Origin of the sequence: Amycolatopsis minnesotensis (genome assembly GCF_039529815.1) — a bacterium.
In the GTDB taxonomy this organism is placed as follows: domain Bacteria; phylum Actinomycetota; class Actinomycetes; order Mycobacteriales; family Pseudonocardiaceae; genus Amycolatopsis; species Amycolatopsis minnesotensis.
Genome location: NZ_BAAANN010000007.1, coordinates 1 through 15,002, shown reverse-complemented (window position 1 = coordinate 15,002; position 15,002 = coordinate 1). Strand labels below are relative to the sequence as shown.

Genomic DNA, 15,002 nt, shown 5'->3' with positions numbered 1-15,002 from the left:
GACCGGACTGAGACCGGCTCGATACGGTCGAACTCGACGCCTTGGTTTGTTACCAACAACGCGGCCCAGGCGTCGCACTGGGGAGACGGATAGCACTGGGGACGTTGATTCGGGGCTCGATCGCGAAGTCGGGTCTCGACGTTGAGGGGAAGGTCTGCCGTCATGAGTGAGGTTCTCGATGCTGTCTCCGCTGTGGAGCGGGGTACGGCCGGCAACCAGGGCAGAGTGGGCTCGCCGGGGCGCCCCGCTGCCGAGTTCTCGGACATCTGTATCGCGAGTCTTGATTCCGACCTGCGTGTTCTCGAAGCCAACGGTGACTTCCTCTACCAGTTCGGCCGGTCGGCCTCGGGTGTGTGCGGCCAGCACTTCGGCGATTTCGTGCACCCCAGCGTCAAGCAGGTGACCCTGCAGCACCTGGCCAAGCTCACCGAGGGAAGGCGCGACCGGTTCTCGGCCCGCCTGGTCGGGCTCCGGCCCGGCGATGGCGTGTTCTCCGGTGACCTGACCGGGGTCGCGGTGCGGGCGCAGGACGGCGTCGCGAGCTCGATCGTGCTGCTGGTGCGGCCGGACTGGAAGGGCGATTCGGCGCGCACGCTGCCGGATCGGCGCAAGATGCTCAGCGAGCTCGACGCCAGCGTGCTCGAAGGCGTCGCGGCCGGCATCTCGACGGTGCAGCTTGCCTCGAAGCTCTACCTCAGCAGGCAGGGCATCGAATACCACGTCGGCGCGATGCTGCGCCGGTTCCGTTCGCCCAACCGGTCCGCGCTCGTCGCCAAGGCGTACTCGCAGGGCGTGCTGCGCATCGGGCAGTGGCCACCGAAGGTCACCCCCGAGTACATCCGCTGACGCATCACCCGTAATCCGAAGGGTCCGGAGCCAGCGGGGCAAGACACGACTGGGGCTGAGCGCGGACACGGCATCGTCGCCGTGTTCGCGCTCGCTGTCGTTGGGGGAACTCTCTTCGCACGCACCCTTTCCGCGTGCGCTCTCCTTTCGTGTGTGCTGTCCGGTGTGGACTGCCTGATCGGGACTGTCTGATCGGGACTGCCTGTTTTTCTCCGTGCCAAGGAGATGCGGGGCGTCCCCGGAGGTGGCCTTCGGGGACGCCCGCTGCCTCAGCTCACTCCGACGGCTTCGCGGCGGCGCGTGAGCTCCGTGCCGTTGACCGCGGCCCTGGTGATCAGCTCGCTGATCGTGGTCACGTCCTCGGTGGTGATCGCGTGCCCGGTCGGCAGCGCGATCACCTGCTCGGCGAGCGCCTCGGTGCGCGGGAGCACGACCGGGTTCTCCGTCCGGTAGGGCTCGAGCTGGTGGCAGCACGGCGAGAAGTACCGCTGCGCGAACACGTTCTCCGCGCGCAGGAGGTCGAGCAGGGTGTCGCGGCGAAGGCCGTTCTCCGCGTGGTCGACCTTGATGATCAGGTACTGGTGGTTGTTGTGGTGCGCGGGGTTGAACTCCACGACCTCGATACCGGGCGTCCCGGCGAGCGCGGCGCGGTAGTCGGCGTGCCGGTCGATGTTGGCCCGGATGGAATCCTCCAGCGCCTCCAGCGAGGTCAGGCCCATCGCGGCGCACGCCTCGGTCATCTTGGCGTTGGTGCCCTCGCGGCAGACCACGCCGCTGGCGTTCATCCCGAACTTGTGCCGGAGCCGGATCTTCTCCGCGAGTTCACCGTCGTTGGTGACCACGGCGCCGCCCTCGAAGGAGTTCACCACCTTGGTGGCGTGGAAGCTGAACACCTCGGCACTGCCGAAACTGCCGACCGGGGTGTCCTCGAACGTGCTGCCCAGCGCCTGCGCGGCGTCGAAGTAGAGGAACAGGCCGTTGGCGTCGGCGATCTTCTGCAGCCGGTCGACCGCGCACGGCTGGCCCCACAGGTGCACGCCCGCGATCGCCGTGGTGCGCGGGGTGATCAGCCGCTCCACCTCGTCCGGGTCGATGCACCCGGTGACCGGGTCGATGTCGCAGAACACCGGTTGGAGGCCGCGCACCCGCGCGGAGTGCGCGGTGGCGATGAACGTCATCGACGGCATGATCACCTCGCCGGTGACCCCCGCCGCGTCCAGCATGAGCTCCAGCGCGGTGGTCGCGCTGGTGACCAGCACGCAGTGCCCGACACCGGCGGTCTCGGCGACCTTCCGCTCGAACTCCTGCACCAGCGGGCCGTTGTGGGTGAACCAGCCGCTGTCGAGCACCTTGTCCAAGCGGTCCAGGAACCGGGCCCTGTCCCCGATCCGAGGCCGCCCGACGACACGGGTCCGGTCGAATGCGGGGGGCCCACCGAACAGGGCGAGGTCTCCTACGCCGTTTGTCATCGTCGCTCCCGGGAGGTGGCGCAGGATCCCGCGCGCCAGTTGGTGGATTTCAAGTTGGTTCTCGTCTTCACAGTGTCCAGACGACGCGCTAGTGGGACGCTTAGTACTTTCCGGCTGCCCCGTGCCATGACGGCCGCCCGCCAGCGCGGCGCACCCGATTCGTCCACAGTGGATGATCGTCGGCCGGTGCGGTGCGCACCGGCCTGCCGACATGCTCGGCATGCCGCGGCGGCGCGGTCAAGGCGGAAGCGGGTAACCAGAGCAGGTCGAGGGCATTTCTCAGATAACTGTGGCGGCGCGCGGAAGACCATGTGAGTGAATTGCTAGACCCTGCGCGCAGCCGGTGACACCGCCCGCCGGGCGCTGCACCATTCGATGGAATGAGTCCGTAGTCCCCGGCGAGCCAGGTGGGTCCCGTGCGCAGCGAACCGAGTCAAGCCCAGCATGTCCTCTTCCTGCCCTACCCGTCGCCGGGCCACGTCATCCCGACGAAGGCGATCGCGCGCGAGCTGATGCGGCGCGGGCACCGGGTGACCTACGCGGTGACCGCGGACGTCGCCGAACTCGCGGCGGAGACCGGGGCAGGCGTGATCGACTACCGGGTGCCGCTGATGTCGGAGACCCACCCGCCGGACACCTGGACCCAGGACGCGCTCGGCGCCGCTTTCCTGCAGTACATCACCGAACTGACCGGGACGACGACCGCGATCGAGGCGCAGGCCGGCGCCGACCGGCCGGACCTGATCGTCTACGACTGCACGGTGTGGGCACCCGGCCGCGCGCTCGGCCGGAAGTGGAAGATCCCGACCGTCCAGCTCGTCCCGGTGTTCGCCTCCAACGAGCGGTACTCGCTGATGCGGGCGCAGGTCGACGGCGCGGATCACCCGCAGCTCGACGAGGACCACCCCGCGATCGCGAAGTTCCACGAGATGATGGCCGAGTTCATGGCGAGCCACGGCCTCGACCCGGCGGAGGCGACCGAGTTCCGCGAGGCGTTCGACGAGCACAGCCTCGTGTTCCACCCGCGTGCGCTCCAGCCCTACGGCGATACCTTCGGCCCCGAAACGGCTTTCGTCGGACTGTCCCATGAGGACGGTGACGACGGCAAGGAGAGCACGGACCGCTGGCAGCCGCCGGGCGACGGGAAGCCGGTGCTGTTCATCTCGCTCGGCACCGTGGTCAACGACCGGCCCGACTTCTTCCTCACCTGCGCCGAGGCGTTCAACGACTCGGAGTGGCACGTCGTGCTCGCCGTCGACGAGGCGCTCGACGACGAGAACGGCGAGATGGACCTCTCCGCGTTCGCGGACAACTTCGAGGTGCACTCGTGGATCCCGTACCACGAAGTGATGCCGCACGCCGAAGTGTTCGTGTCGCAGGCGGGCATGGGCGGCATGATGCACGCCGGGAACAACAGCGTGCCGATCGTGGTCGTGCCGCACCAGCCGGAGCAGCGGGTCAGCGCGGCCAGGGTGGTCGAACTCGGCCTCGGGCCCCGGCTCGACCCCGACGCGAGCGCGGAAGAGCTGCGCGCGGCCGTGCACCTGGCCAGGACCGATCCGGGGATCCGGCGCAGGACCAAGTGGATGAAGTGCGAGATCGACGCCGCCGGTGGCGCGCCGAGGGCCGCCGAACTCATCGTCGACCTGCTGCGCGACCCTGGCGACGGCGACCCCGGCCCGTACGACGCGGTCGACCTGCCGCGGACGAGGGGCTGCCCGTTCGACCCGCCGGACCGCTACCGCGAACTCGCCGAAACCGGGCCGCTGCACCGGATGCGCTTCCCGCTCGGCGACGACGGCTGGCTCGTCACCGGGTTCGACGAGGCGAAGACCGTGCTGACCGACCCCCGGTTCAGCCACCGCAGCGAGCTGATCGACTCCCCGCTCCCGCCGCCGTTCCCGTTCCCGCCCGGCAGGCACCGCGCCCCGGCGGCCGAACCCGGTGCGTTCAACCGGATGGACACGCCGCAGCACACCCGGTACCGGCGGCTGGTCGCCGAGCTGTTCAGCGCGCGCCGTGCCGAGGAGCAGATCCCCGCGATCGAAGCGGCCTGCACCGGACTGCTCGACGGGCTGGCCGAACGCGGCGGCCCCGCCGATCTGGTGCGCGACTTCGCGCGGCCGCTGCCGGCCAAGGTGATCTTCGACCTGCTCGGGGTGCCCGCGGACCTGCGCGCGCCGCTGCACGACAACCTCGACGTGCTGATGCACCTGCAACTCGACGTCGACGACCTGCTCGGCGCGGTCAAGGTGGTCGGTGACCTGCTCGACGAGCTGGTCGCGGGCAAGCGCACCGGCGGCGACGGCGACCTGCTCTCGGAGCTGGCGAGCACGAGCGACCTCGACGACACCGAGCTGCGCAACCTCACCTGGGCGCTGCTCGGCGGGGGCACCGACACCACCGCGAACATGATCTCCCTCGGCACGCTGGCGCTGCTGGAGCACCCGGACCAGCTCGCCGCGCTGCGGGCCGCGGCGAACGAGCCCGCGGCACCCGGCGGACGGCCGCCGCTCGACCTCGCGATCGACGAACTGCTGCGCTACCTGACCATTTCGCAGTTCGGCGCCAGCCGCGCCGCGCTCGCCGACGTCGAGGTGGGCGGGAAAACGGTGCGGGAGGGCGAAACCGTGCTCGTCGCGCTGCCCGCGGTCAACCGCGATCCCGGCCGCTTCCCCGACGCCGACCGGCTGGACGTCACGCGGGAGCACCGGGCGAACCTGGCCTTCGGGCACGGGGTGCACAAGTGCGTCGGACAGTTCCTCGCCAAGGCAACGCTGCGCGTCGCCTACCCCGCGCTGTTCGAGCGGTTCCCCGGCCTGCGCGCCGCGGTGCCGCTGGACCAGGTGCCGCTTCGGCACGACATGGACCACTACGGCGTGCACGAGCTCAAGGTCACCTGGTGAGCACCCGGTCGCCGAGCACGGACGCGCTGCGCGCGGGTGGCGCGTCGACCGTACTGCTGGTGCTGTTCGGCATCATCCAGACGCTGACCACGATGGCGGTGCCCGCGCTGCTCGGCGCCGCGGTGAACGCGGCCATCCACGCCGACGGCGGTTCGGCGGTGGTGCTGGTCATCGTGCTGATGGTGGTTTCGGCCGTCGCGGAAAGCCTCGGCGAGCTGGCCAGCTACTCGGCTCGCGTGCGGGCGATGCGGAAGCTGCGCGCCGACACGCTTTCGCACCTGTTCACCTTCGGCTTCCGCGGGCAGCGCCGGTTCAACCAGGGCGACCTGGTGAACCGGCTGACCGACTCCACCGACCAGACCGCGCAGGCGGCCGCGGTCGTGACGAGCATCTTCGTGCCCGCGCTGACCTCGCTCGGCGGACTGGTCGCGCTGTTCGTGGTCGACCCGTTCATCGGGCTGACCTTCCTCGTCTCGGTACCGCTGGTGTGGCTGCGGCTGCGCGCGCACTTCCGCAAGCTGATCCCGATGAGCATCACCGCCGCGGGCAAGCAGGCCGACGTGGCGACGGGCCTGCTCGACGCGCTGCGCGGGATGCGGACGATCCGCGCGAGCGGGACCGTCGAGCGGGAGATCACCAGGGTCCTCTCGCCGGCGCGGAGCCTGCGGACCCTCGCGATGGGGATCTGGCGGCGCCAGCGGACGGTCGCGTGGGAGACCACGCTGCTGCTCCCGGTGCTGGAGATCGCGGTGCTCGCGGTCGCGGGCTACTGCCTGACCGCGGGCCGGATCAGCCCCGGCGAGCTGCTCGCCGTCTCGTCGTACCTGACCTACGCGCTGGGCATCCTGCAGCAGGCCAACACCGTCAAGGACATCAGCGAGATGCGCGCGGCGGGCGAACGCGTGCGCGCCGTGCTGGACGAGCCCGGTATCGAGTCGGGCACGCGGCCGGTGCCGGGGGAATCCGCCGGGATCACGATCGGCTTCCACGGCGTCGGCTCGGCGGTCGAGGACCGGTGGATCCTGCGCGACATCACCTTCGAGGTGCCCGCGGGGCGGACCGTGGCGCTGGTCGGGGAGTCCGGGGTCGGCAAGACCACGCTGACCGCGCTCGCGGGCGGGCTGCTCAGCCCGGACGAGGGGCGGATCACCTTCGACGGGGTGCCGGTGTCCGAACTCCGCTCCGATGAGCTGCGCAAGGCCGTCACCTACGCCTACGAGCGCCCCGTGCTGCTGGGCACCACCGTGGCGGACTCGCTGCGCTACGGCGACGAGTCCATTTCGGACGCCAGGATCGCGGACGCGTTGCGCAGCAGCGGGGCCGAGGAGTTCGTCGCCCGCCTGCCGAAGCGGGCGGACACCGAGGTCGCGGGACTCCGGCTCTCCGGCGGCGAGATGCAGCGGCTCGGTCTCGCGCGTGCCGCCTGCCGTGGCGCGCGGCTCGTCGTGCTGGACGACGCACTGTCCAGTGTGGACACCGCGACCGAGGCGGCGATCAGCGCGGCGCTGCAGGACACGCTGCGCGGCGCGACCAGGCTGATGATCGCGCACCGCGCGTCCACCGCCTCGCGCGCCGACCTCGTGGTGTGGCTGCACCGCGGCGGGGTCGGCGGTATCGGCACGCACCGCTCGCTGCTGGCGAATCCGGAGTACGGCAGGGTTTTCGCCGTCGAGGAGAGCGCCGCGACCGACTTGGCGAGCGAGGGCAGCGCATCATGACCACCGTTGAGGACATCAGGATCGACAGCGGCTGGCGGCTCGCCGCGGACAGCGTGCGGGGCCAGCGGGGCGCGTTCGCGCGCCTGCTGGCGTGGTCGTTCCTCCAGTCGGTGCCGGTGCTGTTCTCCGGCGCGCTCGTCGCGCAGGCGCTCGACCGGGGTTTCCTGCGCGGCGACTTCGGCACGGGCGCGCTGCTGCTCGGGACCTACGCGGCACTGGTGGTGATCGGCGGATTCGGCGCCCGGCAGGCGATGGAACCCCTCGCGACCATCGTGGAGTCGATGCGGTTCGACCTGATCACGCGCACCGTGACGGCGAGCCTGCGCCGGGCGGTGCACGACGAGGAGCGCGTCGACGGCCGGAACGTCGAAGCGGCCACCAAGCACACCGACACCCTGCGGATGCTCGTCAGCCAGTTGCTGGTCGTGCTGCGCACCGCGGTGTTCTCCCTGGTCTTCGCGATCGCGGGGCTGTTCTTCCTGGCGCCGATCGTGGCGTGGACGGCGGTCGCCGGGTCGGTGCTGGTGGCGTTCGTGATCGTGGTGACCGCGCGCGGCTGGCAGCGCCGGGTCCGCGAATCGCTGCTCGCCGAGGAACGGCTGTCCGCCAACGCGGCGAACACCCTGCTCGGCCTCCGCGACGTCATCGCGTGCGGGGCGGCCGAGCGCGCCGAGCGAGACCTCTCCGCCGACGTCGACACGCACGCCCGTGCCGCGCTGCTGGTCGGCCGCCTGGTCGCCGGGCGCGTCGCGATCATCTCGATCGGCGGCAGGCTGCCGCTGGCGGTGCTGCTGCTCGCCGCGCCCGCCGCGGTCGCCGGCGGCGGGCTGACGCCGGGTGAGCTGCTCGGCGCCGCCACCTACCTGATCGGCACGCTCGACCCGATGCTGCGCTCGATCGTGCGGCTGATCGGCGAGATCGGCCTCCAGCTCGGTGTCCTCTTCGGACGGATACTCGAGTACTCGCGCCCGTCCACCTGGGTGCCGCCGGAGCTGACCGCGACCTCGGCCGGTGGCGCGCTGGCGTTGCGCGGGGTCAGCTTCGGGTACAGCGCCTCGTCCGAACGCGTGCTCGACCGGGTGGACCTCGACGTCGAACCCGGTGAGCGGCTGGTCGTGGTCGGGCCGAGCGGTGCCGGGAAGTCGACGATGGCGAACCTGCTCGCCGGGCTGGACCGGCCGCAGCAGGGCGAGGTGCTGTTCGGCGGCACCGACGTCGGCAGCCTGGAGGAAACGGCCCTGCGCCGCCGCTTGACGCTGCTCCCGCAGGAGGCCTACGTCTTTTCCGGTTCGGTGCGGGAAAACCTCGCCTACCTGAACCCCGACGCCACCGACGCCGAACTGGAAAGCGCGGTCGGCGCGGTCGGCGCGGACGAGCTGATCGCCGCGCGGGGCGGTATCGACGGGCGCATCGACGCCCCCAACGAGCTGTCCGAGGGGCAGAAGCAGCTCATCACGCTGGCACGGGCGTACGCCTGTCCCGCCGACGTCGTGGTGCTGGACGAGGCGACCTGCCACCTGCACCCCGAGCGCGAGCGCCAGGTCGAAGAGGCGTTCGCCGCCACCGGCCGGACGCTGGTGATCATCGCGCACCGGATGAGCTCGGCGATGCGGGCGGACCGCGTCGCGCTGCTGCACGAAGGCACCCTTTCCGTTGGCACGCACGAAGAGCTTCGAGACGAATCACCGCTGTACGCGGACCTGATCGGCTACTGGAACGAGGTATGAGATGACGCCACACGTGCTGCTGATGCCGCTGCCCGCACGCGGGCACGTGACGCCGGCGCTGGCCGTGGCGGCGGAACTGGTGAAGCGCGGCAAGCGGGTCACCTTCGCCACCGTCAAGGACTACGCCGACGAGGTGACCGAGACCGGCGCGACCGCGCTCGTGTACGAGTCGGAGCTGGCCACGCACGAGATCCCCGCGGCGTTCACCGTCGACTACATGGCGCGGGAACCGTTGCGGTGCATCGAAGAGGCCATCCGCGCGACCAGGATCCTCGAAGCCGAGCTCGCCGGGGACTTCCCCGACGTGGTGGTCTACGACGTCGCGACCTTCCCGACCGGCCGGGCGCTCGCGCGCAAGCACGGCAGGCCCTCGATCCAGCTCTTCCCGGTGTTCGCCTCCAACGAGGAGTTCTCCTTCGGCGCGGCGCAGGCCGAGGAACTGGCCGAGCCGTTCCCCGTGGACCACCCGGCGTTCGCCGAGTTCTTCGTCAAGGTCAGCGAGTTCATCGCCGAGCACGAGCTCGGCATCGGCGCCGAGGAGCTGCTGGTGGGCTGCGACGAGTCGAACATCGTCTTCCTGCCCAGGCGGTTCCAGCTCGAGGTGGACAAGTTCGACGACCGGCACACCTTCGTCGGTCCGTGCCGCCTCCCCGCGAAGGACGAGGTGACCTGGCGGCGCGAGGGCGATGGCCCGCTCGCGCTCATCTCGCTCGGCACCACGTTCAACCACAACGCGGACTTCTTCCGCGACTGCGCGCGGGCGTTCACCGGCCTGCCGTGGGAGGTCGTGATCACCCTCGGTGACAAGGTGGATCCCGCGGAGCTGGGCGAACTGCCGCCGAACGTGCGCGCGCACCGGTTCGTCCCGCACGCGCCGGTGCTGGCCGAGGCCGACGTGTTCGTCTGCCACGCCGGGGTCGGCAGCATGATGGAGGCGCTCGACCTCGGCGTCCCGCTCGTGCTGGTGCCGCCGGAGGTCACCGAGCACCGGCTCAACGCGAAGCGCGCGGTCGAACTCGGGCTCGGGCGGATGCTGGCACCGGCCGACGCGACCCCGGACGCCCTCCGCGACGCGGTGCTGTCGGTGGCCGCGGACCCGGCCGTGCGGACCGCGGTCACCGGGATCAGGGCCGATTTCGCCGCCGCGGGCGGCCCGGTCAAGGCGGCCGAGGTCATCGAAGCGAGCCTCACCCGGGCTGCGGCACTGTAGGTGAATTCTCAGACTTTTGTGACCGGACGGGTACGTTCCGCAGCCGGTTGGTGCACCATGGAGGACATGGCGCAGGACACGACCAGCCGCACGGCGGCTGAGACCACTGGCCGCAGCGCGGCCGTGCGGGCAGGAACGGCGGGACGTCTCCGGCGGGGTGCGATGGCGGTGATGGCCGCGGCACCACTGCTGTTCTTCGTCGCGGGCTGCGACGAGCCGGGCAACTGGGTCGTCAAGTCGATCAACAAGAGCAGCGAGACCGTCGACTGCGTCGACAAGGACAAGCCGGAGAAGACCCGCGAGGTGAGCGTCTCGAACGAGGTGCTCCGCAGCATCAAGGTCGGCGAGAAGTGCCCTGAGGACGGCGGGCGCAACGGCGGCAGCCGGGGCTGACCGACCTTCCGCCGAAGTCCGACGGCCGGTTGTGTCCTTTTTCACCCGCGCCCATTACGGGTGCGCGAAAAAGGACGCGGCCGGCCTTTTCCGTGCCCCGACGCTGGCATTACCCCTAATTCTCTCCCGGTAGCGTTTTTCCTGGGTGTGCTGGGAGGAAAGGGGCCTGGACCACATGGCGCTGCGAGAGATCCGGACGGCGGACGGCAACCGCGACGAAATCGCCGTGGTGGGCATGGCATGTCGCCTGCCAGGGGCGGGCGAGGTGTCCGCGTTCTGGCGGCTGCTCAGCGAAGGCGGGCACGCGATCGGCACCGTCCCCGAGGGGCGGTGGCCCGACGAGCACCTCTTCGACCTCGACGCACGGCCGGGGGTGCGCCTCGGCGGCTTCCTCGACGACGTCGCCGGGTTCGACGCCGCGTTCTTCGGCATCTCCCCGCGCGAGGCCGCGTTCCTCGACCCGCAGCAGCGGCTCGCGCTCGAACTGGCCTGGGAGGCACTGGAAAACGCCGCCGTCGTGCCCGGTTCGGCGGATCTGCCGCCCACCTCGGTGTTCCTCGGCGCGATGTCGGACGACTACGCGCGCCTGCTGCACCGCACGGACGGCGCCGACGCGGGGCACTACGCCCTCACCGGAACCCACCGTGGTGCGCTCGCGAACCGCGTTTCGTACTGCCTCGGCCTCGAAGGCACCAGCCTGACCGTCGACTGTGGACAGTCCTCTTCGCTGGTCTCGGTCCAGCTCGCGTGCGAAAACCTGATCAGGAGCGACGCCGAGATCGCCCTCGCCGGTGGTGTCGACCTGAACATCCTCGCGCACAGCGCGGTCGGCGTCGCGGACTTCGGCGCGCTGTCGCCGGACGGGCACTGCTACACCTTCGACGCGCGCGCCAACGGGTACGTCCGCGGTGAGGGCGGCGCGGTCGTCGTGCTCAAGCGGCTGGCCGACGCGCTGCGCGACGGCGACCACGTGCACTGCGTGATCCGCGGCGGCGCGATCAACAACGACGGCGGCGGCAGCTCGTACACCACGCCGGACCGCGCGGCGCAGGCGCGGCTCCTGCGCGCGGCCTTCGCCAACGCCATGGTGGATCCCGCCACCGCCGCCTTCGTCGAACTGCACGGCACCGGCACCCCGGTCGGCGACCCGATCGAAGCGGCCGCGCTCGGCGAGGTGCTCGGCGCCGCGGAGGGCCGCGAGGCACCGCTGCGCGTCGGTTCGGCCAAGACCAACGTCGGGCATCTCGAAGGCGCGGCGGGCATCGTCGGCTTCGTCAAGGCCGCGCTCGCGCTGGAGCACGGCGAATTCCCGGCGAGCCTGAACTTCCGCAGCGTCAACCCCGGTATCGAGCTGGACCGGCTCAACCTGCGCGTCCAGCAGGAGCGCGGCGCGCTGCCCGGCGGCGGCCGCGACCGCGTCGGCGGGGTCAGCTCGTTCGGCATGGGCGGCACCAACTGCCACGTCGTGCTGAGCGCGCCGCCGGAGCGCCCGCGTGCGGAGCATCGCGCGCCCGCGCGCCTGGACACCGTTCCCGTGGTGCTGTCCGCGCGCAGCGCGAGCGCCCTGCGCGCGCAGGCCGCGTCGCTGGCCGCCGGTGCGGAAGCCGATCTCGCCGAACTCGCCGCGTCGCTCGTGACCACGAGGGCCGCCTTCGAGCACCGCGCCGTGCTGAACGTCCACAAGGGACAGGACTGGGCCGGTTCGCTCGGCGCGCTCGCCGAGGGCCGCGAGCACCCGCGCGTCGTCACCGGGGAGACCGGGGACGGCGGTTCGGTCGCGTTCCTGTTCTCCGGGCAGGGCGCGCAGCGGCCGGGGATGGCCGCGGACCTGTACCGCGCCGTGCCCGCGTTCGCCGAAGCCTTCGACGAGATCGCCGCCCAGTTCGCCCCGCTGCTGGGACGCCCCCTTGCCGAGATCGTTTTCGACGTGAACGAGTCGGTCGAGTCGGTGCTCGACCGCACCGAGTTCACCCAGCCCGCGCTGTTCGCGGTCGAGGTCGCGGTCGCCAGGACCCTGGAACGCCACGGCGTCCGCCCCGATCTCCTGATCGGGCATTCGATCGGCGAGATCGCCGCCGCGCACTTCGCGGGTGTGCTGTCCCTTTCGGACGCGTGCTCGCTCGTCGCGGCGCGGGGCAGGCTCATGCAGGACCTGCCGGAAACCGGGGCCATGGTGGCCGTGCAGGCGGGCGAGGAGGAGGTGCTGGCCGCGCTCGAACCGGGTGCGGACATCGCCGCCGTCAACGCCGCCGACTCTGTCGTGGTCTCCGGTGACGAGGCCGCGGTGCTCGCGGTGGCCGCCCGGTTCACCGCGCTGGGCCGCAAGACCAGCAGGCTGCGGGTCAGCCACGCGTTCCACTCGGCGCACCTGGACCCGATGCTCGCGGAGTTCGAGGAGATCGCGAGCGGGATGCGGTACGCCGAGCCGCGGCTCCCGGTCGTGTCGAACCTCAGCGGCCGCGTCGCCGAGGCGGGCGAGCTGGGCTCCGCGCGGTACTGGGCGCGGCACGTCCGCGAAGCCGTCCGGTTCCGCGACGGCCTGCTCGCACTGGCCGGCGCCGGTGTCACGACGTTCGTCGAGGTGGGGCCGGGCGCGACGCTCGCCGGGCTGGTCACCGACGGCCTGCGGATTCCGCTGCTGCGCGAGCGCGGCACGGAGACCGAGTCGTACGTGCGCGGGCTTTCCCAGTTGCACGTCGCCGGGCACGACGTGGCGTGGGGCGAGCTGCTCGGCACCGCGAGGCTGCCGCTGCCGACGTACCCGTTCCAGCGCACGCCCCACTGGATCACCGGTTCCGACGCGCCCCGGCTCACCGCGCGACGCCAGGAAGAACCAGCGTCCACAGGGTCCACTGAGGACAGTGCGGGCCAGGTCGACGTGCCCGCGCTCGTCCGCGAGCAGGTCGCCTACGTGCTGGGGCACGTCGACACCGCGATGGTGGACGAACGCCGCAGCTTCAAGGACCTCGGCTTCGACTCGCTGAGCGCGGTCGAACTGCGGACCCGGCTCGCCGGGGCGATCGGGCACGACCTCCCGGCCACCCTGCTGTTCGACCACCCCACCCCGCGCCGGGTGATCGCCTTCGTGCGCGACGTGCTGGCGGGGAAGTCCGCGGCCGTCGACCGCCCGGCGGCGCGTGCGGCGGACGGCGACGAGCCGATCGCGGTGGTCGGCATGGCCTGCCGCCTGCCCGGTGGCGTGCGGACCCCGGCGGCGCTCTGGGAGCTGATCGAAACCGGGGGCGACGCGATCGGGCCGTTCCCCGCCGACCGCGGCTGGACGGTCTCCGGAAGCGGTGGTTTCGTCGACGGCGTCGCCGAGTTCGACGCGGAGTTCTTCGGCATTTCCCCGCGCGAGGCGCTCGCGATGGACCCGCAGCAGCGGCTCCTGCTGGAGTGCTCGTGGGAGGCGCTCGAATACGCCGGTATCGACCCGGCGAACCTGGCGGAGACCGACACCGGCGTGTTCACCGGGGTGAGCGGGCAGGACTACCTGGCGCCGCTCGACGAGGTCGAGCAGGCGCGCGGGCACGCGCTCACCGGCGGCGCGGCGAGCGTGGCGTCGGGCAGGGTCGCCTATGCGCTCGGGACCGAGGGGCCCGCGGTGTCGGTGGACACGGCGTGCTCGTCTTCGCTGGTGGCACTGCACCTGGCGACGCAGTCGCTGCGGCGCGGCGAATGCTCGCTCGCGCTCGCGGGTGGCGCCGCCGTGATGTCCACCCCCGGTATGTTCGCCGAGTTCGCGAAGCAGGGCGGGCTGTCCGAAGACAGCCGCTGCAAGGCTTTCGCCGAAGGCGCGGACGGCACCGCGTGGGGTGAGGGTGTCGGTGTTCTCGTCGTGGAGCGCTTGTCGGACGCGCGGGCCAAGGGGCATCGGATCTTGGCGGTGGTGCGGGGTTCGGCGGTGAACTCCGATGGTGCGTCGAATGGGTTGACGGCGCCGAATGGTCCGTCGCAGCAGCGGGTGATCCGTGCGGCCTTGGCGGACGCTGGTCTTGAGGTGTCCGATGTGGACGCGGTGGAAGCGCACGGGACGGGCACGAAGCTGGGTGATCCGATCGAGGCGCAGGCGTTGCTCGCGACCTACGGGCAGGATCGGGAACGTCCGCTGCTGCTGGGGTCGGTGAAGTCGAACATCGGGCACACGCAGGCGGCCGCCGGGGTGGCGGGCGTGATCAAGATGGTGGAAGCGCTCCAGCGCGGTGTGCTGCCCGCGACGTTGCACGTGGACGCGCCGTCGTCGCATGTGGACTGGTCCGCCGGTGGCGTCGAGCTGCTGACCGAGACGCGCGCATGGCGGTCGGAGGCGGGGCGTCCGCGGCGCGCGGGAGTGTCGGCGTTCGGGATCTCCGGCACGAACGCGCACGTGATCCTGGAGCAGGCTCCCGAGGTTTCCGTCCCCGAGGTCCCGGACGGCGATCCGGTGGTGGCTTGGGTGCTTTCCGGCCGGGGCAAGGGATCGACGGCCAGGCAGGCGGCTCGGCTGGCGACAGTGGCCGCGAAGTCCGAGGTGTCCACTGTGGATGCCGCGTGGAGCCTGGCGACCGGACGGTCCGCATTGGACGAGCGCGCCGTGGTCGTGGGTGACCGCGCGGGCCTGCTGGCGGGACTGGAATCGCTGGTACGCGGTGAAGCCGCGGAGAACGTGGTGGCCGGGTCCGTGGGTGCTGGTGGTGGTGTGGTGTTCGTGTTCCCTGGTCAGGGTTCGCAGTGGGTGGGGATGGGGCGGTTGT

The 15,002-nt window shown here is 71.4% G+C and carries 8 protein-coding genes; 7 read left to right on the top strand and 1 reads right to left on the bottom strand.

The features are described from left to right. Positions 1-162 precede the first annotated feature (162 nt). Positions 163-846 (top strand): LuxR C-terminal-related transcriptional regulator, encoded by a 684-nt coding sequence (locus ABD256_RS10585; RefSeq protein ID WP_344416231.1) that lies wholly within the window; start codon positions 163-165, stop codon positions 844-846. Positions 847-1,115: 269 nt separating this feature from the next. Here ABD256_RS10585 and ABD256_RS10580 read toward each other — a convergent pair whose 3' ends face one another. Further along, positions 1,116-2,315 carry a DegT/DnrJ/EryC1/StrS family aminotransferase gene (locus ABD256_RS10580; RefSeq protein WP_344416229.1) on the bottom strand — a complete coding sequence of 400 codons (1,200 nt, stop codon included), beginning with the start codon at positions 2,313-2,315 and terminating at the stop codon, positions 1,116-1,118. 416 nt (positions 2,316-2,731) lie between these two features. Here ABD256_RS10580 and ABD256_RS10575 point away from each other — a divergent pair, with 416 nt between their 5' ends. The 6 genes from ABD256_RS10575 to ABD256_RS10550 form a co-directional block, all read left to right on the top strand. Then, a complete protein-coding gene (locus ABD256_RS10575) occupies positions 2,732-5,221 on the top strand; it encodes a macrolide family glycosyltransferase (RefSeq protein ID WP_344416227.1) in 2,490 nt (829 codons plus the stop codon). Then, entirely contained in the window at positions 5,218-6,939 is a 1,722-nt protein-coding gene (locus ABD256_RS10570) for an ABC transporter ATP-binding protein (protein ID WP_344416225.1), read from the top strand. The genes ABD256_RS10575 and ABD256_RS10570 overlap by 4 nt, the downstream gene beginning before the upstream one ends. Continuing rightward, positions 6,936-8,666, top strand: coding sequence for an ABC transporter ATP-binding protein (locus ABD256_RS10565; protein ID WP_344416223.1), 1,731 nt, complete (start codon positions 6,936-6,938; stop codon positions 8,664-8,666). The genes ABD256_RS10570 and ABD256_RS10565 overlap by 4 nt, the downstream gene beginning before the upstream one ends. 1 nt (position 8,667) lies before the next feature. After that, positions 8,668-9,876 carry a macrolide family glycosyltransferase gene (locus tag ABD256_RS10560; RefSeq protein WP_344416221.1) on the top strand — a complete coding sequence of 403 codons (1,209 nt, stop codon included), beginning with the start codon at positions 8,668-8,670 and terminating at the stop codon, positions 9,874-9,876. 66 nt (positions 9,877-9,942) lie between these two features. Beyond that, on the top strand, positions 9,943-10,269 hold the full coding sequence (locus ABD256_RS10555; RefSeq protein WP_344416219.1) for a hypothetical protein: 327 nt from the start codon (positions 9,943-9,945) through the stop codon (positions 10,267-10,269). 175 nt (positions 10,270-10,444) lie between these two features. Beyond that, positions 10,445-15,002, top strand: a 4,558-nt coding sequence (locus tag ABD256_RS10550) for a beta-ketoacyl synthase N-terminal-like domain-containing protein (protein WP_344416217.1), incomplete at its 3' end; no start/stop codon positions are given.